General features: G+C 63.9%; 24 protein-coding genes. 17 read left to right on the top strand and 7 right to left on the bottom strand.

Annotated elements, in window-relative coordinates:
- Positions 1-25: 25 nt before the first annotated feature.
- From ACREP4_RS16250 to ACREP4_RS16235, 4 genes are read left to right on the top strand one after another with little or no spacing between them, the layout of a single operon-like run.
- Entirely contained in the window at positions 26-1588 is a 1563-nt protein-coding gene (locus tag ACREP4_RS16250) for a protein adenylyltransferase SelO (RefSeq protein WP_431597238.1), read from the top strand.
- A gap of 25 nt (positions 1589-1613) precedes the next feature.
- Positions 1614-2144, top strand: a complete 531-nt coding sequence (locus ACREP4_RS16245; RefSeq protein WP_431597237.1) for an adenine phosphoribosyltransferase — start codon at positions 1614-1616, stop codon at positions 2142-2144.
- Positions 2145-2179: 35 nt separating this feature from the next.
- Positions 2180-2962, top strand: a complete 783-nt coding sequence (locus ACREP4_RS16240; RefSeq protein ID WP_431597236.1) for a thioesterase family protein — start codon at positions 2180-2182, stop codon at positions 2960-2962.
- Between the two features lie 50 nt (positions 2963-3012).
- A complete protein-coding gene (locus ACREP4_RS16235) occupies positions 3013-3345 on the top strand; it encodes a hypothetical protein (protein ID WP_431597235.1) in 333 nt (110 codons plus the stop codon).
- A 270-nt stretch (positions 3346-3615) separates the two neighbouring features.
- Here the strand turns inward: ACREP4_RS16235 and dbpA are convergent, their stop codons facing one another.
- Positions 3616-4992 (bottom strand): ATP-dependent RNA helicase DbpA, encoded by a 1377-nt coding sequence (gene dbpA / locus ACREP4_RS16230; RefSeq protein ID WP_431597234.1) that lies wholly within the window; start codon positions 4990-4992, stop codon positions 3616-3618.
- Positions 4993-5259: 267 nt separating this feature from the next.
- On the bottom strand, positions 5260-6315 hold the full coding sequence (locus ACREP4_RS16225; RefSeq protein WP_431597233.1) for a YeiH family protein: 1056 nt from the start codon (positions 6313-6315) through the stop codon (positions 5260-5262).
- 97 nt (positions 6316-6412) lie between these two features.
- Here ACREP4_RS16225 and ACREP4_RS16220 point away from each other — a divergent pair, with 97 nt between their 5' ends.
- Positions 6413-7318 carry a LysR family transcriptional regulator gene (locus tag ACREP4_RS16220; protein ID WP_431597232.1) on the top strand — a complete coding sequence of 302 codons (906 nt, stop codon included), beginning with the start codon at positions 6413-6415 and terminating at the stop codon, positions 7316-7318.
- A gap of 18 nt (positions 7319-7336) precedes the next feature.
- Complete coding sequence (locus tag ACREP4_RS16215) at positions 7337-9226, top strand: ATP-binding cassette domain-containing protein (RefSeq protein ID WP_431597231.1); 1890 nt, start codon at positions 7337-7339, stop codon at positions 9224-9226.
- Positions 9227-9519: 293 nt separating this feature from the next.
- On the opposite strand, the gene ACREP4_RS16210 is transcribed toward ACREP4_RS16215, so the two are convergent.
- The gene (locus ACREP4_RS16210) at positions 9520-9975 is read right to left on the bottom strand and encodes a barstar family protein (protein WP_431597230.1); all 456 of its coding nucleotides are present in this window, start codon (positions 9973-9975) and stop codon (positions 9520-9522) included.
- Complete coding sequence (locus ACREP4_RS16205) at positions 9968-10432, bottom strand: ribonuclease domain-containing protein (RefSeq protein WP_431597229.1); 465 nt, start codon at positions 10430-10432, stop codon at positions 9968-9970. Before ACREP4_RS16205 ends, ACREP4_RS16210 begins: the two co-directional genes overlap by 8 nt.
- Before the next feature lie 261 nt (positions 10433-10693).
- On the opposite strand from ACREP4_RS16205, the gene ACREP4_RS16200 reads away from it, so the two are divergent.
- Positions 10694-11305, top strand: coding sequence for a superoxide dismutase (locus ACREP4_RS16200; RefSeq protein ID WP_431597228.1), 612 nt, complete (start codon positions 10694-10696; stop codon positions 11303-11305).
- A 109-nt stretch (positions 11306-11414) separates the two neighbouring features.
- Here ACREP4_RS16200 and ACREP4_RS16195 read toward each other — a convergent pair whose 3' ends face one another.
- A complete protein-coding gene (locus ACREP4_RS16195; protein WP_431597227.1) occupies positions 11415-12221 on the bottom strand; it encodes an endonuclease/exonuclease/phosphatase family protein in 807 nt (268 codons plus the stop codon).
- Positions 12222-12411: 190 nt separating this feature from the next.
- On the opposite strand from ACREP4_RS16195, the gene ACREP4_RS16190 reads away from it, so the two are divergent.
- From ACREP4_RS16190 to ACREP4_RS16150, 9 genes are all read left to right on the top strand, one after another.
- A complete protein-coding gene (locus tag ACREP4_RS16190; RefSeq protein ID WP_431597226.1) occupies positions 12412-13989 on the top strand; it encodes an oligopeptide:H+ symporter in 1578 nt (525 codons plus the stop codon).
- A 24-nt stretch (positions 13990-14013) separates the two neighbouring features.
- Positions 14014-14625 carry a rhomboid family intramembrane serine protease gene (locus tag ACREP4_RS16185; protein ID WP_431597225.1) on the top strand — a complete coding sequence of 204 codons (612 nt, stop codon included), beginning with the start codon at positions 14014-14016 and terminating at the stop codon, positions 14623-14625.
- A gap of 212 nt (positions 14626-14837) precedes the next feature.
- A complete protein-coding gene (locus ACREP4_RS16180) occupies positions 14838-15131 on the top strand; it encodes a GNAT family N-acetyltransferase (protein WP_431597224.1) in 294 nt (97 codons plus the stop codon).
- Positions 15132-15188: 57 nt separating this feature from the next.
- Positions 15189-16022: a DUF3298 and DUF4163 domain-containing protein gene (locus ACREP4_RS16175; protein WP_431597223.1), complete on the top strand. Its 834-nt coding sequence runs from the start codon at positions 15189-15191 to the stop codon at positions 16020-16022.
- Positions 16023-16038: 16 nt separating this feature from the next.
- Positions 16039-17154, top strand: a complete 1116-nt coding sequence (gene cfa, locus ACREP4_RS16170) for a cyclopropane fatty acyl phospholipid synthase (protein WP_431597222.1) — start codon at positions 16039-16041, stop codon at positions 17152-17154.
- Positions 17155-17242: 88 nt separating this feature from the next.
- The gene (locus ACREP4_RS16165; RefSeq protein WP_431597221.1) at positions 17243-17800 is read left to right on the top strand and encodes an NADPH-dependent FMN reductase; all 558 of its coding nucleotides are present in this window, start codon (positions 17243-17245) and stop codon (positions 17798-17800) included.
- A 239-nt stretch (positions 17801-18039) separates the two neighbouring features.
- A complete protein-coding gene (locus tag ACREP4_RS16160) occupies positions 18040-19464 on the top strand; it encodes a replicative DNA helicase (protein WP_431597220.1) in 1425 nt (474 codons plus the stop codon).
- A gap of 12 nt (positions 19465-19476) precedes the next feature.
- Complete coding sequence (locus ACREP4_RS16155) at positions 19477-20886, top strand: cryptochrome/photolyase family protein (RefSeq protein ID WP_431597219.1); 1410 nt, start codon at positions 19477-19479, stop codon at positions 20884-20886.
- A 132-nt stretch (positions 20887-21018) separates the two neighbouring features.
- Positions 21019-21717, top strand: coding sequence for an OmpA family protein (locus tag ACREP4_RS16150; protein ID WP_431597218.1), 699 nt, complete (start codon positions 21019-21021; stop codon positions 21715-21717).
- Between the two features lie 299 nt (positions 21718-22016).
- Here the strand turns inward: ACREP4_RS16150 and ACREP4_RS16145 are convergent, their stop codons facing one another.
- Positions 22017-23363 (bottom strand): ABC transporter substrate-binding protein, encoded by a 1347-nt coding sequence (locus ACREP4_RS16145; protein ID WP_431597217.1) that lies wholly within the window; start codon positions 23361-23363, stop codon positions 22017-22019.
- Between the two features lie 130 nt (positions 23364-23493).
- Entirely contained in the window at positions 23494-24666 is a 1173-nt protein-coding gene (locus ACREP4_RS16140; protein WP_431597216.1) for a pre-peptidase C-terminal domain-containing protein, read from the bottom strand.
- A gap of 172 nt (positions 24667-24838) precedes the next feature.
- On the opposite strand from ACREP4_RS16140, the gene prfB reads away from it, so the two are divergent.
- Positions 24839-25964, top strand: a protein-coding gene (gene prfB, locus ACREP4_RS16135) for a peptide chain release factor 2 (RefSeq protein ID WP_431597215.1) whose coding sequence is annotated in 2 segments (ribosomal slippage) — positions 24839-24913 and positions 24915-25964 — 1125 coding nt in all. Because the reading frame shifts where the segments join, the coding sequence is not laid out codon by codon here.
- Positions 25965-26044 lie beyond the last annotated feature (80 nt).

Below are 26044 nucleotides of genomic sequence, written 5' to 3'. Positions count from 1 at the left end.
GGCATTTGGATGCCACACCTGACTGATGAATAACGTGAACCTGCATTTCGATAACCGATTCCTGGCTGAGCTGCCCGGCGATACAGAGACCGGCGCACGTCGTCGCGAAGTACTGGGCGCGGTGTGGTCGCCGATTGCGCCGACACCGGTGGCCGCGCCGCAGCTGCTCGCGTATTCGCCGGAGGTTGCAGCGCTGCTGGGCTTGGATACGGCAATGGTGGATGCGCCGGAGTTCGCCGAGGTTTTCGGTGGCAATGCGCTGTATCCGGGCATGCAGCCGTGGGCGGCGAACTACGGCGGTCACCAGTTTGGCCATTGGGCCGGGCAGTTGGGTGACGGCCGCGCGATCTCGCTGGGTGAGCTGATTGCCGATGGCCGGCGCTGGGAGCTGCAGCTCAAGGGTGCCGGGCCGACGCCGTATTCGCGTGGTGCCGATGGCCGCGCGGTGTTGCGTTCGTCTGTCCGTGAGTTCCTGTGCTCTGAAGCCATGCATCACCTTGGCGTGCCGACCACGCGTGCCCTGAGTCTGGTGGCGACCGGTGATGCGGTGGTGCGCGACATGTTCTACGACGGCCATCCGCAGGCCGAGCCGGGGGCGGTGGTGTGTCGGGTGGCGCCGTCGTTCATTCGTTTTGGCAGCTTCGAGTTGCCTGCCTCGCGGGGCGACGTCGCGCTGCTGCGACAGCTGGCCGAGTTCTGCATCGCGCGTGATTTCCCCGAACTTGCCGATGCCGGTGAAGAGCGCTTCGCGCAATGGTTCGAGTTGATCTGCACACGCACCGCGGTGATGGTGGCGCAGTGGATGCGGGTGGGTTTTGTGCACGGCGTGATGAACACCGACAACATGTCCATCCTCGGCTTGACCATCGATTACGGTCCCTATGGTTGGGTAGAGAATTACGACCCGGAGTGGACGCCCAACACCACCGATGCGCAGGGCCGGCGTTACCGCTTTGGCACGCAGATGCAGGTGGCGTACTGGAATTTGACGCGTCTGGCGCAGGCGCTGTCGCCCTTGTTTACGGAGGTGCAGCCGCTGCAGGCCGGGCTGGATGCCTTCCGCGAGCGGTATGCGGCGGAAGACCGTGCGCACCTGGTCGCCAAGCTCGGCCTGGGTGAATTCCGTGACGGTGACGAAAAGCTGATGGAGCAGTTCCGCGAACTGCTGCATGAGGGCGAGATGGACATGACGCTCGCGTTCCGGGCGCTTGTGGATGTGTCGTTGGCCGCGCCCGATGTCGCTGTGCTGGATGACACGTTTTACTCAGCCGAAGCGCGCGCGCAGATACTGCCCAGATTGCAGGAATGGCTGCAGCGTCATGCGCGTCGTGTGCTTGATGCAGGGCAGGCGGAGGACGAGCGCCGTCGCATCATGCAGGCCGCCAATCCCAAATATGTGCTGCGCAACTGGTTGGCGCAGGAAGCCATTGATCGTGCCGAACGTGGCGATCCGGCCGGCATCACGGAGTTGCTCGATGTGATGCGGCATCCTTGTGACGAACAGCCCGGCCGCGAGGCTTACGCCCGCAAGCGCCCGGAATGGGCGCGCGAACGTGCGGGCTGCTCGATGCTTTCGTGCAGCTCCTGATTTCTTCTTTCTTTATTGATTCGATATGACGACTTCCTACCCCGCGTGGTCTCACGCTATCCGCGACGTAACTGATTTCCCCAAGCCCGGCATCCTGTTCAAGGACATCACGCCACTGCTGGCTGATGCCGACGGCCTGCGTGCTGCGATCAAGGCGATGGCTGCGCCGTGGCGCGATGCCGGCGTGCAGGCGGTGCTTGGCGTGGAGGCGCGCGGTTTCATCCTCGGCGCGGCATTGGCGTTGGAGTTGAATGCCGGCTTCGTGCCGGTGCGCAAACCGGGCAAGTTGCCGGGTGTCACGCTGAAGCAGGAATACGCGCTGGAATACGGCAGCGATCGCATTGAAGTCTGTGCCGGCGCCATCGCCCCGGGCACGCGCGTAGTGTTGGTCGATGACGTGCTCGCCACCGGCGGGACCTTGGCGGCAGCACTGTTGTTGGCCGGGCAGTTGCAAGCCGATGTGCTTGGCGCTGCAGTGTTGGTGGAACTGGATGGCCTGGGCGGACGCGCGCGTTTGCCGGCCAGTGTTCCGCTGCAGGCGACGTTGATTTACTGAGTCACCGCGCGTTTCCCGTTTTCCGTGGAGTTGCCATGCCGAGTTTGAGCGAACTGTTGTCGTCTTTTGATGTGAAGCACGGACTGTTGTTGCCCGACAGCTGGCGCCAGGGGCGCACCGCGTATGGCGGCATCATCACCGCGCTCGGCGTGACGGCGGCGATGCAGGCGCATGCCGGCCCACTGCCGCCGTTGCGCTCGGTGCAGGTGTCCTTCATCGGCCCGGCGGTTGGCGTGCTGACGTTTGTGCCGCAGGTGCTGCGCGAAGGCAAGTCGGTGGTGAATGTCGGCGTGGACGTGCAGGCCGATGACGTTCTGATAGCGCGCTTGATCCTGGTGTTTGGCCGCGCGCGTGAGAGCGCCGTCGTCCACGACTTCTGCGAACGGCCGCAGGTTGAAGCGCCGCTGGCCTGCCGCGAATTCAAGATGTCGGAGATGCCGTTCGCACCGGCGTTTACGCAGAACTTCCAGATGCGCCCGGCTGGCGGCGCGTTACCGATTTCCGGTGCAACACATCCGGAGTTGTTGATCTGGATGCGGCACAACGACGCCACCGACATCGACCCGGGCGTGGCCCTGGTGGCCATGGCCGATGCGCTGCCACCGGCGGCGTTCACCAGCTTCACCGCACCTGCGCCGATCAGTTCGATCAACTGGAGTTTTGATCTGCTGGAGCCGGTGCCGACAGGTGAATGGTTCCTGCTGCGCTCCTTCAGCGAGCACGCGCGCGACGGTTATTCGTCGCAAGACATGCATGTCTGGAATGAAGATGGGCAGTTGCTGATGCGCGGCCGGCAGAGTGTGGCGGTGTTTGCCTGAGCCAGCGCCACGGGCAATGATCGCTGTTGGATTTCCCTGGGGAGAAGCGCATGCGGATAGTTGGCACGTTGGTGCTGTTGATGGCGATGCTCGGTTGGAGCGCTTGGTTCGTTATCTGCAATGTGTACGAATTCGCCCCGGCGCTGAATCCGTGGGGACTGGCTGTTGGCTGGCTGATGGCGCTGCTGGGTTGGATCTGCGCTTGGCGATCACGCCAGCGCGCACGTTGGGGCTGGGCGCTATGTGGATTGGCGGCCAGCGTAGGCGTGTATTTGCTGTTGAACCATCGCGGCGCGGGCGAGGGCATCGCGTTGGCAGCGCTGCTGATCATCAGCGTTGGCATTCTGGTCTGGACGCGCAAAGCGATACGCAGGTCGGAATGAAAACCCGGTCATCGGCATGACACTTGGATGTCCAAGCCGTTGTAGTCCGGGTTAGCGCCGCGCACCCGGGAGTGCATGCGCGAACCGGTGCTCAGTTTTTTGCTGCGAGTCATCAGTGTGCGTAACGGATGCATCGCCAGCTTCCCGGGTGCGCTTTGCTTGCCCGGGCTACAAACGCTGCTCGGGTAGCGTCAGCCCGGTTCACGTCGGGAGCGCACAAAAAGAGGGCCGCTTTCGCGGCCATCGATTTTTTGCTTACGTCATCGCGGTTTACATCTTGCGGACGCGGAAGCGCTTGCCCTTGATCTTGCCGGCTTCCAGTCGCGAGATGGCTTTGCCGGCTTGTTCGCGAGCGATGGCCACGTAGGAGCGGGTGGCGAAGATGTCGATCTTGCCGATGGCCTTGCCCGGCAGGCCGGCGTCGCCGGTCAGTGCGCCGAGAATGTCGCCGGCACGCAGCTTGTCGGTCTTGCCGCCATCGATGCGCAGCGTGGTCATCGCGGCTTGCGGCAGTTCGGCCGGGCGTGCGGTGGCCAGCGGCGTCTTCTGCCAGTTCAACGGAGTGCCGTGCGCTGCTTCCAGTGCATCGGCGCGGTTGCGTTCGCGGCCACTGACCAGGCTCATCGCCAGACCACGGCGACCGGCGCGGCCGGTACGGCCCGCGCGGTGCTGGTAAGTGTCGATGTCGGTGGGCAGCTCGTAGTTGATGACTGCGGCGAGGTCTTCCACGTCCAGCCCGCGCGCGGCAACGTCGCTGGCGACCAGCACGTTGCAACTACGGTTGGAGAACTGCAGCAGCACTTCATCGCGGTCGCGCTGCTCCATGTCGCCATGCAGCGCCAATGCAGAGAAACCGAACTGGCACAGCGAGTTGGCGACTTCCGCCACGTCCTTGCGGGTGTTGCAGAACACCACCGCCGACTCGGGCGTGTATTTGAGCAGCAAGCCGCCCAGTGCCTTCTGCCGCTGTGCGGGTTCGGCCTCGAAGAACAGGTGTTGGATGGCGGGTGCTTCGGCTTGGCCGTCGACGGTGACTTCCAGCGGATCGTTGAGCAGCGCGCGTGCCAGCTCACGGATTTCTTCCGGGAAGGTGGCCGAGAACAGCAGGCTTTGGCGTTCCTTGTGAGTGCGGCCGGCGATCTCGCGAATGGGCTCCTCGAAGCCCATGTCGAGCATGCGGTCGGCTTCGTCCAGGACGAAGGTGCGCACCTGGCCGAGGTTCAACGCACGCTTGCGCGCCAGCTCCTGCACGCGGCCGGGCGTACCGACCACGACTTGCGGGTCATGCGCTTCCAGCGAGGCCAGCTGCGGGCCCAGCGGCATGCCGCCGGTAAGGATCAGCAGCTTGAGATTGGGGATGCCGGTGGCCAGCTTGCGCAGCTGCTTGCCGACCTGGTCAGCGAGTTCGCGGGTAGGGCAGAGCACCAAGGCTTGGATGCGGCTGGTGGCCGGGTCGATGCGGTTGAGCAGGCCCAGGCCGAAGGCGGCGGTCTTGCCGCTGCCGGTGGGGGCCTGCGCGATCACATCGCGGCCCTCCAGGATCGGCGGCAGGCTCAGCGCCTGCACGGGAGTCATCGAGGTGTAGCCCAGCGCGTCGATGCCGGGAGCGAGTGCCGGGGACAGCGGCAGGGAGGAGAAATCATTCATGCGGCATTTTCGCAGATGCCGGGGGGCTGTGCCTGCTCCAGTGCCGAAGCCGAAGCCGAAGCCGGAGCGTGCTAAGCCCCTGGCCGAAGCCGGAGCGCGCTAAGCCCCTCTCCCGTTTACGGGAGAGGGGTTGGGGTGAGGGGGGCTTCTAGCTCACATGGTTCACATAGCTCAAAGCTGCCCCCATCCGCCCTACGGGAACCTGCGGGGGAAGGGACAATCAAAACTCCCCGCTCGCGGGAGAAGGGACCGCGAGCTGTTGGTGGATCACAGCACCGCCCTCACCCCCACATTGATCACCATCCCGCCCACCAGCAGCCACCCGAACAACAGCACCGCCAGCAGCATCGGCTTGGCACCGGCCTGACGAAGCGCCGACACATGCGTGGTCAGACCCAATGCGGCCATCGCCATCGCCAGCAGGGCGGTGTCCAGATCCACCAGCGCGCTCACTAGAGTGACCGGCAGCAGCTGCAGCGAGTTGAACGCGACCATCGCGATGAAGCCGAACGCGAACCAGGGAATGGTGATCTTCGAGCGTTCGCCGCCACCCTTGTGCTCACCACGGGCCAGCAAGGCCGACAGCCCGACCAGGAACGGTGCCAGCATCATCACCCGGACCATCTTGGTGATGACGGCCGCATCGGCAGCCGGTTCGCTGATCGCGCGGCCGGCGGCCACGACTTGCGCCACCTCGTGCACGGTAGAGCCGGTGAACACGCCGAACGCGGTTTCATCCAGCGGCATCCAGCCGGCGCTGGCGCCCCATTGATAGAGCAGCGGGTACAGGAACATCGCCAGCGTGCCGAACACCACCACCGTGGCCACGGCGACCGCTACCTGTTCGGCGCGGCCTTTGACCACCGGTTCGGCGGCCATCACCGCAGCCGCGCCGCAGATCGAGCTGCCAGCGCCGATCAGTAACGCCGAGTTGCGATCCAGCCCCAGTACGCGCGTGCCCAGCCACCACGCCAGGGCGAAGGTCGAGCACAGCACCAGGGCGTCGATCAGCACGCCAGCAACGCCGACCTGGCCGATGTCCTGCAGGGTGAGGCGCAGGCCGTACAGGACGATGCCGGCCCGCAGCAGCGTGGCTTTTGAGAAACCAACGCCGGCCGCAGCACGCGGCGCAAGCGAGGCGTAGGTCGTATTGCCGATGACAATGCCGATCACGATGGCCAAGGTCAGCGCGCTGATGCCGTGGGCCTGCATCCACGGCAAGGTTCCCAGCCAGATCGACACGCCAGCAATGGCGGCGGTCAGCAACAAGCCGGGAAGAAGTTTGGGGGTCGGGCGGATCAGGCCTTGAGTGGCGGTGTTCATAACGACGGGTTATCAGAAGATGGCCCATCCTGCCTCCGAAGTAATCAGCTGTAAAACAGATAGAATTCGTACATTCAATCGGTTTTATGGGTAGGTCATGCATCTTTCCCTGCGCCAGCTGCAGATCTTCTCGGCCATTGCAGAGGCCGGCACCACGACGGCGGCTGGCGAAGCCATTGGCCTGTCGCAGTCCGCGGTGAGTGCAGCACTGAACGAGCTGGAGAGCCTGCTGGGGCTTTCGCTGTTTGATCGGGTCGGGCGCCGGCTGGTGCTCAATGGTCACGGTCGGGCCCTGCTGCCGGAAGCGCGGGCGCTGCTGGCCGGCATGGCCGATATCGAGCGGCGCTTCAGCACCCGGCAGGAAGCTGCCGCACCGGTGCGGTGGCGAGTGGGTGCCAGCACCACCATCGGCAATTACCTGATGCCGGCGCGTATTGCCGACTTGCTGGAAGTGAATGGCCAGGCGCACGTTGATCTGGTCATTGGCAATACCCGCGAGGTGACCAGCGCCGTTCAGCGGCTGGAAGTGGATATCGGCCTGATCGAAGGCCCCAACCATGAACCCGGGCTGGATGTTGCCGAATGGATGGATGACGAGTTGGTCATCGTGTTCGGCGCGCGCCATCCCTTGGCGGCGGAACTGAACCAAGGCGCGGATATGGGCCAGCTACGCCGGGCCTGCTGGCTGCTGCGGGAGCCGGGTTCCGGCACCCGCGAGGCTGCTGAACAGGCTTTGTTGCCGCATCTGCATGGTTTCGCCGAGGTGCTGCAACTGGGCGGTACCGAGGCGATCAAGCAGGGCGCGGTGGCCGGCCTGGGGCTGGCGTGCCTGTCGCGGCATGCCGTGGCCGACCTGGTCGCGCTGGGTAAGTTGCAGGTGCTGAACACCCCGTTGCCACCCTTGCGCCGACGGCTGTGGCTGGTGCGCCACCCGGGCAAGCGGGTGCCTGCCAGCCTGCGCCAGTTGCTTGGCTTGTCAGGGGACGTCTTCGTCGACGGCTGAGTCCCGTACAATAGGCGGATGTCTTTGATTACTCTGCAGAACGTCGACTACAGCGTCGGCGGCCCGTTGTTGCTGGAAAAAACCGAACTGTCGATCGAAGCAGGCGAGCGTATCGCCCTGATCGGCCGCAACGGCGCCGGCAAATCCACTTTGATGAAGTTGATGGCCGGCGAGCTCAAGCCCGACGACGGCGAAGTGCGCGTCCAGCAGGGCGTGCGCGTCACTCGGCTTGAGCAGGAAGTGCCGCATGGCGCGGCCGGCAGCGTGTTTGACGTGGTCGCCGAAGGCCTGGGCGAACTGGGCCACTGGCTGGCCGAGTTCCACCGCCTGAGCCACGCCGAGGTGTTCGATGGCGACGCCATGGGCGACGTACAGGCCAAGATCGACGCCGCCGACGGCTGGGGCCTGGACCAGCGCGTTGCAGAAACCCTGACCAAACTTGAGCTGGATGGCGACGCTGAATTCAGCCGTTTGTCTGGCGGTATGAAGCGCCGTGTGCTGCTGGCGCGTGCGCTGGTCGCCGGCCCGGACGTGCTGTTGCTGGACGAGCCGACCAACCACCTGGACATCGAAGCCATCGATTGGCTGGAAGGTTTCCTCAAGGGCTGGAACGGCTGCGTGGTGTTCGTCACCCATGACCGTCGCTTCCTGCGCGCGCTGGCTACCCGCATCGTCGAGATCGACCGCGGCCAGGTGACCAGCTGGCCGGGCGACTGGGCAAACTACGAGCGCCGCCGCGAAGAACGTCTCAATGCGCAAGCGCAGGAGAACGCACGCTTCGACAAGCTGCTGGCGCAGGAAGAAGTGTGGATCCGCCAAGGCATCAAGGCCCGCCGTACCCGCGACGAAGGCCGCGTGCGCCGCCTCAAGGCGATGCGCAACGAGCGCGTGCAGCGCCGTGAGCTGAGCGGCAACGTCAAGCTGGAAGCCTCCGGTGCCGAGAATTCCGGCAAGAAGGTCATCGACATCAAGAACATCAACTTCGCCTTTGGCGAGCGGGTGATGATCAAGGATTTCGAAACCGTCATCCTGCGCGGCGACCGCATCGGCCTGATCGGTCCGAACGGCAGCGGCAAGACCACGCTGCTCAAGTTGTTGCTGGGTGAGCTGCAGCCGGACAGCGGCGAAGTGCGTCAGGGCACCAACCTGCAGATCGCTTATTTCGACCAGTACCGCGCCACGCTGCGCGAAGACTGGAGCGCGATCGAGAACGTGGCCGAAGGCGCGGACTTCATCGACCTCAACGGCAAGCGCAAGCATGTGCATGCCTATCTGCAGGACTTCCTGTTCACCCCGGAGCGTGCGCGCGCGCCGATCACCCGCCTGTCCGGTGGTGAGCGTAACCGCCTGTTGCTGGCCAAACTGTTCGCGCAGCCGTCCAACCTGCTGGTGATGGACGAACCGACCAACGACCTGGACGTGGAAACCCTGGAGCTGCTGGAAGAGCTGCTGGGCGATTACACCGGCACCTTGTTGTTGGTCAGCCATGACCGTGACTTCCTCGACAACGTGGTGACCTCCACGCTGGTGCTGGAAGGCGAGGGCAAGGTGGGCGATTACATCGGCGGTTACAGCGACTCGCTGCGCCAGCGCCCGGCACCGGCGATGAGCGGCATGGCCGTGGCCAAGGCCTCGGCGACCGCCGCGCCTGCCGCCAAAGCGGCACCGGTTGCAGAGGCTGCGCCGGCCAAGCGCAAGCTCAGCTTCAAGGACGCGCGTGAGTTGGAGCAGTTGCCGCTCAAGATCGAACAGCTGGAAATGGACGTGGAAGGCCTGACCAGCGCAATGAACGATCCGTCGTTCTATACGCGCTCCAGCGCTGAAGTCACCGCGCACACGCAGCAGCTGACCAAGGTGCAGGCCGAGCTGGATGCGGCGTATGCGCGTTGGCAGGAGTTGGATGCCTGAGGATTAAGCCCCTCTCCCGCTTGCGGGGTGAGAGGGGCAGTTTGCGAACCCCCGGTTCGCTGCCCATCGAACGCCCTTGCGCCAGCGCAAGGGCCGGGGCGCAGAGCGGGGGTTGGGGTGAGGGGAAGCTTCTAGCGAGCAGAACCAAAAGCTCAAGAGCCCCCCTCATCCGCCCCTTCGGGGCACCTTCTCCCGCTGGCGGGAGAAGGGATGGTTCCGTCGCATCTGTCGCGGGCCTTGCTGCCAGCACTTTGCCGGCCATCAATGACGCTCCGCGCAGACAGCACGCCAACTCACCCCTCCTCAGCATCCCCATCAACCTCCACCCCGGCACCCGCATCGCGAAGCTCCAGGAAGGCCCAGAACGGGACCTTGTCCTCGGCCCAGCTGATCGCTGCTTCGGAAAGAATGTCGAGCAGGGTGTCGAAGTCGCCGCTGCTGGCTTGGCGCAGGTCGTCGGCGTCACTGAACAACAACGCATAGCCATTCGCCGGCAGCCAGGACAGGTCGCGCAGGCCGTCAGACAGCGCGTCCCAGTTGCGGCCCCAGCCCGGTGGGAAATCCAGTTGGGTGCCGATCCGCATCAATAGCGTGCGCTTGTCGGTGCAGCCTTCCAGATCCACGCGCAGCACTTTCAAGCCGGCATCGCGCGCTGCGGCGGCCAGGCCACCCAGGTCGCCATCGCCGACGCCGTAGACGCCGGCTTTGCTGGCATCTTCCAGCCCCATGTCGAAACCGCTGTCACTCATGACGTTCTCCGGTGGCGGGCACTTCAAAGCTGCGGAAGCTCTCGTAGTGGTCGTCGGTGTAATACCAAGCATCCGGCGGATCACCACCAGTGACGATGCGCTTGGCGCCGCGATGGCTCAGGCCGGGCGTGTCCACGGTGTATTCGCGGTAGTAGCCGCGTGGCCGTTGCGGCAGTTGCCGTTCGCGGTTGCCGAACACGCTGCCGTCCTTGTTGTGCGGGTAGGGGCCGCCACGCTGGATCAAGGCGATGGTCTGCCGCGCTTCGGGCGGCAGGAAGGCCGGCAGCGGATCGGTGCGAGCGGCCGCCGAACGCTGTGGGGGCGGTACGCTGTCGGCAACGTCTTGGCTCAACGACGGTGCGAACGTGGGAGGCGGCGGCTGTTGCAGCGCGCGCATTCCCCACAGTCCAACGATGAGCAGAATGACAGCGGTGACGAGTAATTGGGGCTTGCGCATCGGCGTGGCTGAGTTCAGCGGACAAGGCGCTGATTATCACGCGCATGCGGCGCTTTTTTTGAACGGCGGATTCATCGGCCGCGTTTCACGTCGAGGTAACAACGCGGGCAGAAGTTACGTGGCGCAAGGTCAGGCCCAACGGCGGGACAAAGTTTCCTTTACACCGGCCTTGGTAAGTTGCGGCTTCGTCCCTACTATTCACTGCGCATCGCCCGGTTTTTCGCCGGGCGCAGAACCCAGGCAATCAGACGGAGATCCCTCATGGCCTACACCCTGCCCAAGCTGCCCTACGCTTACGACGCCCTCGAGCCGAACATCGATGCGGCAACGATGGAAATCCATCACTCCAAGCATCACCAGACCTACATCAACAACGTCAATGCGGCGTTGGAAGGCACCGAGTACGCCGACCTGCCGGTTGAAGAGCTGGTCAAGAAGACCAAGTCGCTGCCGGAAAACCTGCAGGGCCCGGTCCGCAACAACGGTGGCGGTCATGCCAACCACTCGCTGTTCTGGACGGTGATGTCGCCCAACGGCGGCGGCAACCCGGTTGGCGACGTGGCCAAGGCCATTGACTCGCAGCTGGGTGGTTTCGAGAAGTTCAAGGAAGCCTTCACCAAGGCGGCGCTGACCCGTTTCGGCAGCGGCTGGGCGTGGCTGAGCGTCACCCCGGACAAGAAGGTGGTCGTGGAATCCTCGGCCAACCAGGACAGCCCGCTGATGGACGGCAACACCCCGATCCTGGCGCTGGACGTGTGGGAACACGCGTACTACCTGAAGTACCAGAACCGTCGTCCGGAATACATCGGCGCGTTCTTCAACGTCGTTGACTGGAATGAAGTCGAGCGTCGTTACCAGGAAGCCATTGCCTGAGACGGGCGATGAAGCTGCTTCGGCGTCCGGGTGGCGCTGAAGTGGGCTGAAGTACAAAGGCCGGGCATTGCCCGGCCTTTTCTTTTTTGACCCGCGCCATATAGGTGGGTCAGCGTGTCCCGCTGGTCGGGGCGGATTCTTCTTCTTCGGTGGTTTCTGCTGGAATGGCCTGAGTCAGCCGCAAGGTCGCCATCGCGCCCAGTCGCTGCGCCGGGCCGGAATCATTGGCAGGCAGGTCGATGGCTTGCTGGCGGATATCGGCGAAGCTGCGCACTTGGTACAGCACGTCCATGCCGTGCGCATCGCTGCTGCTGCGCGGGCGACCGTCGCCTTGGCGCATCGATGGGTTGCGGCGCGCCGGCTGGAAGCCGGGCAGTTGCCGCACCAGCTCTTCGGTTGGCGCGGCGAAGTCGCCGATGATCAGCGACGGCAGGCCATCACTGGTGGCATCCATCCAGGAGCGCAGGTCGGCAGCCTGGTGGCCGCGTGCGATTGGCGTGTTGTCAGCCGGCCGCATGGTGGCGGCATACAGATTCATCCGCGCGCGCTGCAGTTCAAGGCGTTGCATGCCGGCGGCGGCGGGAGCCAGGTCGCCGTGGAGCAGGGTGACCGCATCTTCCAGGGTGGTCAGGCGGGAGAGCACCGCGTGACCGTGGCGGATGGCTTGGCTGGGGCGGTCGGCGCTGATGAAGTCGCAGCTGTATTTCAAGCGGCTGCCCAGCCAGCAGGCGGGGTTGGAACCGCTGCTGGATTGACTCACGTCCTGCACCACGATCACGTCGGCATGCAGTTCTTCCATCAGCGCGGCAATACGGTCGCGGCTGCCGGCCCAGCTGCTTTCGGCGGCCGGCAAGCGCAGGCTGGCGATCTTGATCACCGGCATCGCCGGTTCGGCCAACACAGAGAACGAAAGCACCAGTAATCCAAAACAACCCAGACGCAACATTGCAACGGCTCAGGGAAAGGAGGTGCTTATCGTAATCCGGGCGCCGTCCAAGCCGCGTGCACAGCGCTGCAAGCGTACCGGGATACGGGTACGCACGGGGCGCGTGATGGCGGCATGATGGGTTACGCTTGCAACCTTTGTAGCAACTGATCGCCTCCAGATGACGACCAACCATGTAGCAGCAACACCCGCCCCAACCGGCAAAATGCCCCGCCAGATTCCCTACATCATCGGCAACGAGGGCTGTGAGCGGTTCAGCTTCTACGGGATGCGCAACATCCTGGTGCAGTTCCTGATCACCTCCACCTTGCTGCAGCACATCCTGGATTCGGGTGAGCGCGCGCTGGCGGCCAAGGACCTGATGCACACCTTCATGATTGGTGTGTACTTCTTCCCGCTGCTGGGTGGCTGGGTCGCCGACCGCTTCTTCGGCAAGTACAACACCATTCTTTCCTTCAGCCTGATCTACTGCCTGGGCCACGCGTTCCTGGCGGTGTTTGAAGACAGCCGCATGGGCTTCTTCGCCGGCCTTGGCCTGATCGCCTTCGGCGCGGGCGGCATCAAGCCGCTGGTGGCGTCGTTTGTCGGTGACCAGTTCGACCAGACCAACAAGCACCTGGCCAAGAAGGTGTTTGACGCCTTCTACTGGATCATCAACTTCGGCTCGCTGTTCGCCTCGCTGAGCATGCCGCTGTTCCTGAAGAACTTTGGCCCGTCGATTGCGTTCGGTATTCCCGGCCTGTTGATGTTCATTGCCACCTTCGTGTTCTGGCTGGGTCGCAAGAAGTACGTGCTGATCCAGCCGGATACGGCTGAGAACCCGCATTCCTTCAGCAAGGTGATCCGTACCGCACTGTTCGCGCAGAAGGCCGGCAAGCGCCGTCCGGGCATGTTGCTGGCCGGACTGGGCGTAGTGGCTGCGGTGGTGTCGCTGGCGATGACGCCGGTGCTGGGCTTTGTGATTGCCGCCTGTATCTCGCTGGTATTGATCATTGCCGGTGTGGGTGGCGGTGCCTGGCTGCAGTTGGACCGTGCCCGTGGCATCCACCCGGATGAAGCGGTCAACGGCGTGCGCAGCGTGCTGCGGGTGCTGGTGATCTTTGCGCTGGTCACGCCGTTCCATTCGCTGTTCGACCAGAAGGCATCCACCTGGGTGCTGCAGGGCGAAGAGATGACCAAGCCGGCGTGGTTCGTGGCCTCGCAGATGCAGGCCTTGAACCCGGCGCTGGTGATGATCCTGATCCCGTTCAACAACCTGGTGCTGTACCCGATGCTGGCCAAGTTCGGCTGGGAGCCGACCGCGCTGCGCCGCATGACCGCCGGTATCGCCTTCAGCGGCCTGGCCTGGATTGTGATTGGTGGCATCCAGGTGGTGATGGACGGCGGCGAGCCGATGTCGATTGTCTGGCAGGTGCTGCCGTACGCGCTGCTGACCTTCGGTGAGGTGCTGGTCTCGGCCACCGGCCTGGAATTCGCTTACAGCCAGGCGCCGCAGTCGATGAAGGGCGTGGTGATGAGCTTCTGGAACTTGACCACCACCATCGGCAACCTGTGGGTGCTGCTGGCCAACTTCGCGGTGCGCAACGACACGGTGACCGGTAACATCGCCACCACCGGCTTGAGCGTGACCGCCTTCCAGATGTTCTTCTTTGCCGGGTTCGCGTTGTTGGCGGCCCTTGCATTCGGCTGGTACGCACGCAGTTACAAGGTGGTCGACAACTACCGCGCTGCGGCCTAAGCCACCCAAGAAGAGACGAGTGGAATGTTCACCCTGATCCTGATTGCAATCACCGCCCTGGTGTCGTGGCTCGCGTTTTCAAACCGCAAGCTGTCCGACCGGCTGATTCTGTGGCCACCGGCCATCGACCGGCATAAGCAGTACGACCGCTTGGTGACCTACGGCTTCCTGCATGCGGATTTTTCGCATCTGTTGTTCAACATGATCACGTTGTTCTTCTTCGGGCGGACGATCGAAAGGATCATGTTGCAGCTCACCGGGCACTGGTGGGTGTACCCGGCGTTTTATCTGGCGGCATTGGTGATCTCGATCCTGCCCAGCTATCTGAAGAACCAGAAGAACCCGAACTACCTCAGCCTCGGTGCGTCGGGCGCGGTGTCGGCGGTGTTGTTCGCCTTCGTGTTGGTGTCGCCGTGGTCGCTGATCTTCGTGTTCTTCATCCCGGCACCGGCCATTCTGTATGCCGTGTTCTACGTGGGCTACAGCATCTGGATGGACAAGAAGGGCAGCGACAACGTCAACCACAGCGCGCATCTGGCCGGCGCGGCGTTCGGCGTGATGTTCATGCTTTTCATGTCGCCGGACCTGCTGCAGCACTTCATGACCAACCTGATGAACCCCAGCTTCGGCCGCTGACTATTTGCGGTGGTGCAATGTGATCGACAAGGCGGTGCTTGCACCGCCTTGTTCGTTTCCGGGCCAGCCGGGAATGCAGGCGATGCGCAGGCTGGCGCGCGCGCTGTCTTGACCTGATCATCAACCGCATCGGCGCAAAGTAGCCGCCACTGCAGCTCGGGGTGACCGCTTGTGGACCGCCCACCTTTCTTCGTATCCACGGAACACCGCACATGACGTCCAACAGCAGACAAGCGCATTCCATCGACCACAATCCGGCCGAATCCTGTTTTGAAACCACGGTGGATGGCCACCGCGCGGTGTTGGAATACGTGCTTGAGGAGGGCGCCATGGTCATCACCCACACCGGGGTGCCCGAAGCCATCGGCGGGCGCGGCATCGCGGCCGAGCTTACCCGCGCGGCACTCGCCCATGCGCGCGCGGTCGGCTGGAAGGTGGTGCCGGCCTGCGCCTATGCAGCGACTTTCATGCAGCGTCATTCCGAGTACACGGATCTACTGGGATAATCGGCGCGGGCGGCCGGCCCATAGGGGGCTTGCGCAGGATCATCGAGGACAGAACGAATGAACAGGTTTGCACAGGGATCGTTAGCCGCAGCGACGTTGCTGCTGGTGTTGGCAGGATGCAAGAAGGACGGGCAGCAGGACGTGGTGACGACGGCACCGGAACCCGCGGTGGCACCCACCGAAACCGCTGCGGGGCCCGCGCCGATCAACCTGAGTGATGTCATCGAACATACGCCCAACTACATGGTGGGCATCAGCTACCCGCCGGCTGCGGCCAAATACCCGGGCCTGGCGCAGGAGCTGACCCGCTACGCCGAACACGCCAAGGCGGAGCTGCTCAAAGCTGCCAGTGAACTGGGCAACGACAAACCGACCGCGCCGTACGAGCTGTCGCTGTCCTTCGACATGCTGACCGACACGCCCAAGGTGGTCGCGGTGTCGGCCGATGGCAGCAGCTACACCGGCGGCGCGCACGGCCAGCCGCTGGTAGCCCGTTTTGTCTGGTTGCCGGAGCAGCAGAAACTGCTGAAGGCCGAGGATCTGATCAACACGCCCAAGGGTTGGCAGGCAGTCAGTGATTTTGTGGAAGACAAACTGCTGGAGCAGGCCATGGTCCGCGCCCAAGGCGAGGACCTGTCGCCGGAGGATCAGCAGGAGCAGGTGCGCAACCTGTCGCGGATGATCAATGAAGGCACCGCCCCGGAGCCGGCCAACTTCTCGCAGTTCCAGCCGGTATTGGATGACGCCGGCCAGATCAGTGCGCTGCGCTTTGTGTTCCCGCCGTACCAGGTAGGCCCGTATTCCGACGGCACCCAGACGGTGGACGTGCCGGCGGCAGCGCTGCTGCCCAACGTGGCGGCAGATTACCGGGAGTTGTTCTCGCGTAACTGATTGGTGGAGGCCAGCGATGGATGCAGGGTTGCAACGACGAGTCGAAGCATTGCTGCAGGAAGCGGACGTGGTTCCCGGTGGGACGCGTCCGCAGGATATCGACATCCTTGACCCGCGCTTCCACGCGCGGGTGCTGGCCAACGGCTCGCTCGGGTTGGGTGAGAGCTACATGGATGGCTGGTGGCAGGCGCACTCGCTGGATGGCTTCATGACGCACCTGCTGGACGCGCGCCTGGATGAGCGCGTGCATGGCAGCGGCGAAGTCTGGGACGCGCTCAAGGCCAAGTTGTTCAACCTGCAGGCCGGGCAGGGCAGTTACGAAGTGGGCAAGCGCCACTACGACCTTGGCAACGATCTGTACCGGGCAATGCTCGGCAAGCGGCTGGTCTACAGCTGCGGCTACTGGCGCAATGCCGACAATCTGGACGACGCTCAGGAAGCGAAGCTGGAGTTGATCTGCTGCAAGCTCGGGTTGCGCCCGGGCATGCGCGTGCTGGACATCGGCTGCGGCTGGGGCGAGGCGCTCAAGTACGCAGCCGAGCGTTACGGCGTGCAGGGCGTCGGCGTGACCATCTCCGCCGAGCAAGCGGCATTCGCGCGTGAGCTGTGTGCCGGCCTGCCGGTGGAAATCCGCCTGCAGGATTACCGCGAATTGAACGAACCCTTCGACGCGATTCTGTCGGTGGGCATGTTCGAGCACGTCGGGGTCAAGAACTACCGCAGCTACTTTGAAGTGGCGCGGCGCTGCCTCGGCGACGACGGCTTGTTTCTGCTGCACAGCATCGGCACCAACGTCAGTCGTGATCGCACCGACCCGTGGATCGCCAAGTACATCTTCCCCAACTCGATGCTGCCCTCAGCCGCCCAGATCACCGACGCGATGGAAGGGCTGTTCGTGCTGGAGGACTGGCACAGCTTCGGCACCGATTACGACCGCACACTGCGTGCCTGGCGTGACAACGTCGAAGCCGCGTGGGATCAACTTGATTCGCGTTACGACGAACGCTTCCGGCGCATGTGGCGGTTCTATCTGGCGGCTTCGATGGCGACGTTCCGCACTCGGCATTCGCAGCTGTGGCAGCTGATGCTGTCACCGCGCGGGGTGCGTGGGGGGTATTTGGGGGTTCGGTGAGGCGGGGGCTGGGGGGAGGCAAGCAACCTTCACCCCACCCAAAGCCCCCACTGGCTAGCCTGATCGCTCCATTCGCAGCGAGGTCGTCATGAGCCACTACAAGATCGCGGTATTCGTCGGCAGTCTGCGCAAGGAGTCGATCAATCTCCGGCTGGCACATGCGCTGGAAAAACTGGCCGGTGACCGCGCCAGCTTTGAATACATCAAGATCGACGACATCCCGCTCTACAACCAGGATCACGACAGCCAATTCCCGGCGCAGGGATCGCGCATGAAAGGCCTGATCCGTGCGGCAGATGCGGTGCTGTTTGTCACGCCCGAATACAACCGCTCCATTCCCGGCGTGCTCAAGAACGCCATCGACACCGCCTCGCGTCCATATGGCGACAACGCCTTCGCGGGCAAGCCGGCAGCGGTGATCGGCAGCTCCATCGGCGCCATCGGCAGTGCGCTGGCGCAGCAGCATCTGCGCAACGTGCTGGTGTTCGTGAACCTGGCGGTGATGGCGCAGCCGGAAGCCTTCGTGCACTACAAGGATGGCCTGATCGAGGCAGACGGCACGGTCAGCAACGAAGGCACGCGCAAGTTCCTGCAGGACTACGTGGAAGCTTTCCTCGGCTGGATACAGGTTCACCACAAGGGCTGAACCCCGGCGGGCGCGGTGGCGGCGCAAGGCCGCTGCCGACGTCAACATTTGCGATAATCAACGCCCGGTGCCGCAACGGTGCCGGGCGCGTCTTTCTGTATGACCACCCAATCAGCACCTCCCGGGCCTCCGCTCGGGGCTTGAGTTGTGGACAGGTTATCCACAGAGTTGTCCGTACCCCGGTGGCTGACGCCCACCTACCATGGCCGCACGGCCTTACTGCAGGAAATACGCTTTTCATGTCCGCTCGTACTGGTTTCCGATCCGACCGTAAAGACCGCAATGACCGCTCCGAGCGTACGGAACAGCGCATCGACGCCCTGCGCGTTCCCCCGCATTCGGTGGAAGCCGAACAGGCGGTGTTGGGTGGCTTGATGCTGGCGCCGGAGGCCTATGACCGGGTCAACGAAGCGCTGACCGAGAAAGATTTCTACCGCCGCGACCACCAGCTCATCTACCGCGCCATCCGCGAGTTGTCCGAGCGCGACCGCCCGTTCGATGCGGTGACGCTGGGCGAGTGGTTCGAGTCGCAGGGCAAGATGGACCAGGTGGGCGATGGCGCCTATCTGATTGAACTGGCCAGCACCACGCCATCGGCCGCCAATATCGGCGCCTATGCGGAAATCGTCCGTGACAAGGCGGTGTTGCGTCAGCTGATTCAAGTGGGCACGGACATCGTCAATGACGGTTTTCAGCCCGAAGGCCGCGACAGTTCCGAGCTGTTGCAGACCGCGGAAAAGTCGGTGTTTGCCATCGCCGAACAAGGTGCGCGCGGGCGTACCGATTTCGTGGCCATGCCAGGCGCGCTGAAGGACGCCTTCGAGGAGCTGCGCAACCGCTTTGAGAACGGCGGCAACATCACCGGCCTGCCGACCGGCTACACCGATTTCGATGCGATGACCGCCGGCCTGCAGCCGACCGATCTGATCATCCTGGCCGCGCGTCCGGCAATGGGTAAAACCACGCTGGCGCTGAACATCGCCGAGTACGCCGCGATCAAGTCCAAGAAGGGCGTGGCGGTGTTTTCGATGGAAATGTCGGCCTCGCAGCTGGCCATGCGCTTGATCTCGTCCAACGGCCGCATCAACGCGCAGCGACTGCGTACCGGCCAGCTGGAAGATGAGGACTGGAGCCGCGTCACCGGCGCCATCCGCATGCTGAAGGAAACCAAGATCTTCATCGACGATACGCCGGGCGTGTCGCCGGAAATCCTGCGTTCCAAGTGCCGCCGCCTGAAGCGCGAGCACGACTTGGGTTTGATCGTCATCGACTACCTGCAGCTGATGAGCGTGCCGGGCAACAGCGAAAACCGTGCGACCGAAATTTCGGAAATCTCGCGTGGCCTGAAGGGCCTGGCCAAGGAACTGAACGTGCCGGTGATCGCGTTGTCGCAGCTCAACCGCTCGCTGGAAACGCGTACCGACAAGCGCCCAGTGATGGCCGACCTTCGCGAATCCGGCGCTATCGAGCAGGATGCGGACATGATCGTCTTCATCTACCGCGACGATTACTACAACAAGGAAACGTCCCCGGACAAAGGCCTGGCCGAGATCATCATCGGCAAGCACCGAGGCGGCCCGACCGGTTCGTGCAAGCTGAAGTTCTTCGGCGAGTACACCCGGTTCGACAACCTGTCGCACGATTCGGTGGGTTCATTCGAGTAAGCAGGAAGGCGCATGTCCGTCGCAGTCGTTTGGTTCCGGCGTGACTTGCGCCTGCGTGACAACCCCGCGTTGCAGGCGGCCATCGATGCCGGCCATCAGGTGCTGCCGGTTTACATACACGCCCCGGACGAAGAGGGCGCCTGGGTACCTGGCGCGGCGTCCAATGCCTGGCTGCACCATTCGTTGCAGCGGCTGGATGCCGATCTGCGCGGCATTGGCTCGTCGCTGGTGCTGCGCCGTGGCGACAGCATGGCGCAGCTGCAGGCGGTGATCGCACAAAGCGGTGCCGACGCCGTGTATTGGAACCGCAAATACGAACCGGCCACGCAACCGCGCGATGCGGCCATCAAGCGTGGCCTGCGTGAGCAGGGCCTGCAGGTGGAAAGCCACAACGGCTACCTGCTGTTCGAGCCGTGGGAGCTGTCCACGCAGCAGGGCGGCCCGTACAAGGTATTCACCCCGTTCTGGCGCAACGCGCTGCGCCATTGGCGTTTGCCGGCGGTGTCGGCCGCACCGGTTGCGCTGTCGTCGCCGCAGGTCGATAGCCTTGCGCTGGACGCGTTGGGCCTGAAGCCTGGGCGTGCCTGGGATGCGGGTTTCTGGACGCATTGGCAGCCCGGCGAGGCCGGTGCGCTGGAAGCGCTGGACGTGTTCATCGATGGCGCGCTCAACGGTTATCGCGAGCGACGTGATCTGCCCGACCGCACCGGCACCTCGTTGCTGTCGCCGCATCTGCACTTTGGTGAAATCGCACCGTGGCGCATTGTCCAGGTGCTGGAGTCGCAGCGCAGCGCCGGCCGCGATGCGGATATCGACGGCTATCTGCGGCAACTGGGCTGGCGGGAATTCTCGTGGCATTTGCTGCACCACTTTCCGCAGACCTCGGACGTCAACCTCAATCCGCGTTTTGAACACTTTGCCTGGGCGCCTGCGCAACCTGCGTTGCTGGAAGCCTGGCAGCAAGGCCGTACCGGCATTCCGATCATCGACGCTGGCATGCGCGAGTTGTGGACCACCGGAACCATGCACAACCGGGTACGCATGCTGGTAGGCAGCTTCCTGTGCAAGCACCTGCTGATGCACTGGAAGGAGGGCGCGCGGTGGTTCTGGGACACGCTGGTGGATGCCGACCTGGCCAACAACAGCATGGGCTGGCAGTGGGTGGCCGGCACTGGCGCCGATGCTGCCCCGTACTTCCGCGTGTTCAACCCGGTGACGCAGGCGCAGAAGTTTGATCCGCAGGCGCGTTACATCACGCGCTGGGTGCCGGAGTTGGCGGGTTTGCCGGTGAAGGCGCGGTTTGCACCGTGGTTGTCACCGACGCTGCTGGCACAGGTTGCGCCGTCGTATCCGGGCCAGCCGCTGGTGGGTTTGGCCGAAGGCCGGGAGGCGGCATTGGACGCCTACCACCGCAGCCGATGAGAGTTTGAACGGTTCAGACAGAAAGATGAATGGAGACCCGCATAGTGCGGTTTCCATCATGTCGGCATCGCATTGCTCTGTTTATCCTTGCCCGGCACACACATGGCCAAGCGGCCCCCGAAGGAGTTCCAGATGACCACCCGCAACGTGATTCGCAATCTTTCCATTGGCCTGGTGGCTGCTGCCGTTCTTTCGGGCTGCGCCACTGGCGGCTCGTACGTACAGCAGGATCAGTACGGCAACACCTCCCAGCAGCAGAACAAGACCGGCAAGGGCGCGCTGATCGGCACCGCCATCGGTGTGGCTGCCGGCCTGCTCAGCGGTGGCGACGCCACCGAACGTCGCCAACGTGCGATGGTCGGCGCCGGTATCGGCGCACTCAGCGGTGCTGCCGTTGGGAACTACCAGGATCGCCAGGAACGTGCGCTGCGTGAGCGCACCGCCAACACCGGCATCGACGTGCAGCGCGATGGTGACAACATCACCTTGAACCTGCCCGACGGCATCACCTTCGACTTCAACAAGACCGCGCTCAAGCCGCAGTTCTACAGCGCGCTCAATGGCGTTGCCAGCACGTTGAACGAGTACAACCAGACCATGATTGAAGTGGTTGGCCACACCGACAGCATCGGCACCGACGCGGTCAACAACCGCATCTCCAAGGAGCGTGCCGACGCCGTGGCGGCCTACCTCAGCGCGCAGGGCGTGCAGCGCGCGCGTATCGAAACGCTGGGTGCAGGCAAGTCGTACCCGATTGCCGACAACAGCACCGACGCCGGCCGCGCGCAGAACCGCCGCGTCGAGATCCGCGTGATCCCGCTGCGTTCGTGATCGAAGTGTTCGAGTGAGTATGCAGAAGGGCCGCGAAAGCGGCCCTTTCTGTTGGCCTGATCAGAGCCGAGTCTCAGCTGGGATTCGACGCTAATCAGGTTCTGTTGGCGGCAGTCCCGGCATTGCCAACAGGCCGGTGATCAACAGCAGGTTGAGTGCGGTCAGCAGCGGCTTGAACGGAAGCGGAGCATCACTGGGCTTCCATCCGCGAAACGCCTGGCGAGCATGGCGCGGCATTGTCGAAACTGCCGCAACGGAAGCCGGCGTGATGCCGGCTTCCGCGTATCAACCACTGCGTATTACTTGCGGCGTGCCAGCAGGCGGTAGCCGCCGGTGGCATTGGAGTCGAAGCTGTGCGCCAGCAGCACGTAGCGGCCAGCCTCCAGTTCGATTTCCAGCGACGGATCCAGGCTGGAGTCGCTGTCATCCTGCTTGGCGACTTCTTCACCGTTGCGCATCAGCGTGATCATGCCGTCCAGGCCGCCGTTGCCGACCATGCTGAGCACGTAGGTGCCCTTGCGCGGGATGTCCAGGTTGTACAGGTCGCGGTTGCCCGGGCGCAGCTGGCCCTGGACTTCACGGCCGATCTTCAGCTCGGGACGGGCAGCGCTTTCGCCAGCCGGCGAGGTCACGGTAGCCAGTTGGAACACGCCGCCACGGCCGTTCACCGAACGCACCGAGATGTTGTACTCGCCGGCTTCCAGCACCTGGGTCAGGCGCGAGTTGGTGCCGTTGCCGGCGCCGTCATCGTCGCTGAGAACCAGATCGCCGCCCTGCATGGTCAGCAGGGTGTCGATGTCGTTGCTGCTGGCATCGAACTGCACGCGGCGACGCTCGGGCAGGGTGAACACGAAGCTGCGGGTGGCGTCGGAGGCGACGAAGCCGCTGACCGAGCCATCCACCGGCAACGCACTGCCGTCTTCAAACACCAGGCCTTCCGGCAGGTCGGCCTGTTCCACGCTCAGGTAGAACGCGCCAGCACCATCGCTGAAACCGGCTGCCTTGAGGGTGTAGGTGCCCGGCTGCAGCGGCGCCATCAGGCGTGCGTTCAACTGGTTGCCGCCGTCGTCGTCTTCCATGCTGACGCCATTGCCGCTGAGTTCCAGACGCGAATCGAACTCGCTGGATTCCATGTCAATGGTGTACAGGCCCGGCTTGGTGACCTGCAGGGTGTAGCTCTTGTCGCCGCCGCGCAGCCAATCGGTGATGCGCTGGCCTGCGGTCAGCGGCTTGCCGTCATAGGCGACGATCGGCTCGACCGACAACTGGAACGGGCCAAAGGCGCGGGCATCGGCGCCGCTGACGGCCACCACGTACGAACCGGCCTTGTCGGCGCGCACGCTCAATGCGCTGTCGCCCTTTTCGCTGGCTTCGGAACGGCCCACCAGCGCGTCGCGGTGGAACACCGCCAGCGTGCCGTTGAGGGCGCCTTCCAGCTTCAGCGAAACCGCCTGGCCGGCGGCCAGCTGCAGCGAGAACAACTGGCTGCGGGTGCCGTCGGCATAGTTGACCGGGGTAGCGGAGGTGATTTCGCCGGAAACGTCGGCGTTGAGGGCCAGCGGGCGGGCAGCCGGGGCGGCGTGAGCGGGAACGTTCACGGCGGCGGCGATGGCCAGGGACAGCAGTCCTGCTGCAAATCGCTTCACTTCAATCTTCCTTCGTGGGTGGAACGGGGGTGTTGTGCAGGTACCCACGACCCGGTGTCGGGGCATGGGAAACGCTGCGGGGAATAAGGCTCCGCCCGTCGGGGGACTGGGCGGAGCGAATCAGCGGAGCTTAGTTGATGACGGCGGATGCGGCCGCTTCGTCAACGGTTGCCGCGGCATCGGCGGCAGCATCAGCAGCGCCGTCCTTGCGGTTGCTGTTGGCCGGTGCGGCTACGTCCGAGCCCAGGTCGGTGGTTTCCAACTCAAACACACCCTGCTGGCTGCCCAGGCTGGAGACCGCGACGATGTAGCGGCCTGCCTGCAGGTCCAAAATCAGCTGCGCGTTGGTGCCATTGCCGCCGTCGTCGTCCTCGGCGTCCACGCCGGGGCCGGTGATCTTCAGCACCGAGTCGAAGCTGTCGGCGATGGCGTCGAACTGCACATGGCGCGGGCTGTCCAGGTTGAGCACGAAGGTGCGGCGGCCGCGCGAATCCATCATCGACTGTGCCGGCTGGCCGATGGTCAGTGCGGTGCCGTCACGGGTGACCAAGCCATTGGGCGTCGGGGTGAGGGCGACGCTGAGCTTGAATGAGCCGGTATTGCTGTTCACCGAGGAAGCGCCAATGGTGTACTCGCCGGGCTCAAGGTAGGTCTGGATGCGGGCATTGAGCTGGCCGCCGTTGTCGTCGTCTTCCAGCTCCACGTTGCGACCGTTCAGGTGGAGGTAGGCGTCGAACGCACTGGATTCCAGCTTGATCGAGTACAGGCCGGCCTTGTCCACTTTGAGCTTGTATTCCTGCTTGTCACCCACCAGCCAATCAATGGCCTGGCTGTCGGCGCCCAGCGGCTTGCCGTCGTACGGCACCACTTGCGCGGTCTTGAGCTTGAATGGGCCGAAGCTCTGCGCATCGGCACTGTTCACGGCCACCAGGTAGGTGCCGTCCTTCGGTGCACGGAAGGCCAGGCTGACCGAACTGCCGCTGGAGTCACCTTCGCTGGAGCTGCCCGAGGTGGCGTTGGCCAGCATGCTCTGGCCGTCGAACACGGCCAACTGGCCGCTGAGTGCGCCGCCCAGCTCCAAGGACACTGCCTCGCCGTTCTTCAGGGTCATCTTGTAACCCTGGTGGCGGCTGCCGTCGTTGTAGTTAAGGCTGCTGGAAGAGGTGATTTCGCCAGATACGGCGTCGCCGACGGCCAATTTCGGAGAGTTGTCGCCGCCGGCGACGCCCCCCAGCTTCTGGCAGGCAGCAAGCGCAAGTGTCATCGAGACAGCAGCGAACAGGCGGGCATGGCGAGTATTCAAGCAGGACGTCCTTTGATTCTTGAGGTGGTTTCCGTTCCCCGCATGGGCGGGTCCGGTCGCGATTCTAACGGCAACCGGCGTCTATTCAGTGAGAATGCCCGCGGCCTCGGTCCAGGCCGTCAGCGGATGTTAGAATTGCCAGCTTGTCTGCCTCATTTTTGATAGACCGACCATGATCGAACTCAACCCTATCCGCCAGCGAATCGCCGATCTCACCGATCGCGCGCTTTCGCTCCGGGGGTATCTTTGACTACGACGCCAAGAAAGAGCGTCTTGAAGAAGTAACCCGCGAACTGGAAAACCCTGACATCTGGAACAAGCCCGAGTACGCCCAGTCATTGGGCCGGGAACGTTCGATGCTGGACAAGACCGTCAGCGGCATTGCCGCCGTGCTGGACGGCATGGACGACGCCACCGAGCTGCTGGAACTGGCCGAGAGCGAGCAGGATGAAGACACCGCGCTGGCGGTGATCGCTGACCTCGAAAAGCACCAGTCGCATATCGAGAAGCTGGAATTCCAGCGCATGTTCTCCGGCGAGATGGACAGCTGCAATGCGTTCGTCGATATCCAGGCCGGTGCCGGCGGCACCGAAGCCCAGGACTGGGCCGAGATCATGCTGCGCATGTACCTGCGCTGGTGCGAATCGCGCGGCTGGAAGACCGAGCTGATGGAAGTGTCCGGCGGCGACGTCGCCGGCATCAAGTCGGCCACCTTCCGTGTCGAAGGCGAGTTCGCCTATGGCTGGCTGAAAACCGAGATCGGCGTGCACCGTCTGGTGCGCAAGTCGCCGTTCGATTCGGACAACCGCCGCCATACCAGCTTCACCTCGGTGTTCGTGTCGCCGGAAGTCGATGACAACATCGAAATCGACATCAACCCGGCCGACCTGCGCACCGACGTGTACCGTTCCTCCGGTGCCGGTGGTCAGCACGTCAACAAGACCGAGTCGGCGGTGCGTATCACGCACATTCCGACCAACACCGTGGTGGCCTGCCAGATCGGCCGCAGCCAGCACCAGAACCGCGACACCGCGATGAAGATGCTGGCCGCCAAGCTCTATGAGCTGGAAGTGCAGAAGCGCAACACCGAGCGTGACGCGCTGGAAGCCACCAAGTCCGACATCGGCTGGGGCAGCCAGATCCGCAACTATGTGCTCGACCAGAGCCGTATCAAGGATCTGCGCACCGGCGTTGAGCGTACCGACACGCAGAAAGTGCTGGACGGCGACCTGGATGAATTCATCGAGGCCAGCTTGAAGTCCGGCCTGGAAGCCGGCGCCAAGCGCAGCGACGCGTAATCCCGGGTGGCCCGGCAAGGGCCACCGCATTGTTGTACGGTGCGGCGACGCTCTTGAGCCGCCGCACTGCGTTTTTCTCC

Source organism: Stenotrophomonas sp. (assembly GCF_050737575.1).
Taxonomy (GTDB): Bacteria; Pseudomonadota; Gammaproteobacteria; order Xanthomonadales; family Xanthomonadaceae; genus Stenotrophomonas.
The sequence above is the reverse complement of the archived record's forward strand: the minus strand, read 5'-3'. Positions and strand labels throughout refer to the sequence as shown.

Excerpts from the sequence above, each read along its gene's own strand:
- ACREP4_RS16175 (WP_431597223.1), top strand. The coding sequence starts at position 15,189 with ATGAACAGGTTTGCACAGGGATCGTTAGCCGCAGCGACGTTGCTGCTG.
- cfa (WP_431597222.1), top strand. The coding sequence starts at position 16,039 with ATGGATGCAGGGTTGCAACGACGAGTCGAAGCATTGCTGCAGGAAGCG.
- ACREP4_RS16155 (WP_431597219.1), top strand. The coding sequence starts at position 19,477 with ATGTCCGTCGCAGTCGTTTGGTTCCGGCGTGACTTGCGCCTGCGTGAC.
- ACREP4_RS16160 (WP_431597220.1), top strand. The coding sequence starts at position 18,040 with ATGTCCGCTCGTACTGGTTTCCGATCCGACCGTAAAGACCGCAATGAC.
- ACREP4_RS16190 (WP_431597226.1), top strand. The coding sequence starts at position 12,412 with ATGACGACCAACCATGTAGCAGCAACACCCGCCCCAACCGGCAAAATG.
- ACREP4_RS16185 (WP_431597225.1), top strand. The coding sequence starts at position 14,014 with ATGTTCACCCTGATCCTGATTGCAATCACCGCCCTGGTGTCGTGGCTC.
- ACREP4_RS16225 (WP_431597233.1), bottom strand. The coding sequence starts at position 6,315 with ATGAACACCGCCACTCAAGGCCTGATCCGCCCGACCCCCAAACTTCTT.
- ACREP4_RS16235 (WP_431597235.1), top strand. The coding sequence starts at position 3,013 with ATGCGGATAGTTGGCACGTTGGTGCTGTTGATGGCGATGCTCGGTTGG.
- ACREP4_RS16200 (WP_431597228.1), top strand. The coding sequence starts at position 10,694 with ATGGCCTACACCCTGCCCAAGCTGCCCTACGCTTACGACGCCCTCGAG.
- ACREP4_RS16180 (WP_431597224.1), top strand. The coding sequence starts at position 14,838 with ATGACGTCCAACAGCAGACAAGCGCATTCCATCGACCACAATCCGGCC.
- ACREP4_RS16215 (WP_431597231.1), top strand. The coding sequence starts at position 7,337 with ATGTCTTTGATTACTCTGCAGAACGTCGACTACAGCGTCGGCGGCCCG.
- ACREP4_RS16165 (WP_431597221.1), top strand. The coding sequence starts at position 17,243 with ATGAGCCACTACAAGATCGCGGTATTCGTCGGCAGTCTGCGCAAGGAG.
- ACREP4_RS16250 (WP_431597238.1), top strand. The coding sequence starts at position 26 with ATGAATAACGTGAACCTGCATTTCGATAACCGATTCCTGGCTGAGCTG.
- ACREP4_RS16240 (WP_431597236.1), top strand. The coding sequence starts at position 2,180 with ATGCCGAGTTTGAGCGAACTGTTGTCGTCTTTTGATGTGAAGCACGGA.
- ACREP4_RS16245 (WP_431597237.1), top strand. The coding sequence starts at position 1,614 with ATGACGACTTCCTACCCCGCGTGGTCTCACGCTATCCGCGACGTAACT.
- ACREP4_RS16150 (WP_431597218.1), top strand. The coding sequence starts at position 21,019 with ATGACCACCCGCAACGTGATTCGCAATCTTTCCATTGGCCTGGTGGCT.
- ACREP4_RS16220 (WP_431597232.1), top strand. The coding sequence starts at position 6,413 with ATGCATCTTTCCCTGCGCCAGCTGCAGATCTTCTCGGCCATTGCAGAG.
- ACREP4_RS16210 (WP_431597230.1), bottom strand. The coding sequence starts at position 9,975 with ATGAGTGACAGCGGTTTCGACATGGGGCTGGAAGATGCCAGCAAAGCC.
- dbpA (WP_431597234.1), bottom strand. The coding sequence starts at position 4,992 with ATGAATGATTTCTCCTCCCTGCCGCTGTCCCCGGCACTCGCTCCCGGC.
- ACREP4_RS16205 (WP_431597229.1), bottom strand. The coding sequence starts at position 10,432 with ATGCGCAAGCCCCAATTACTCGTCACCGCTGTCATTCTGCTCATCGTT.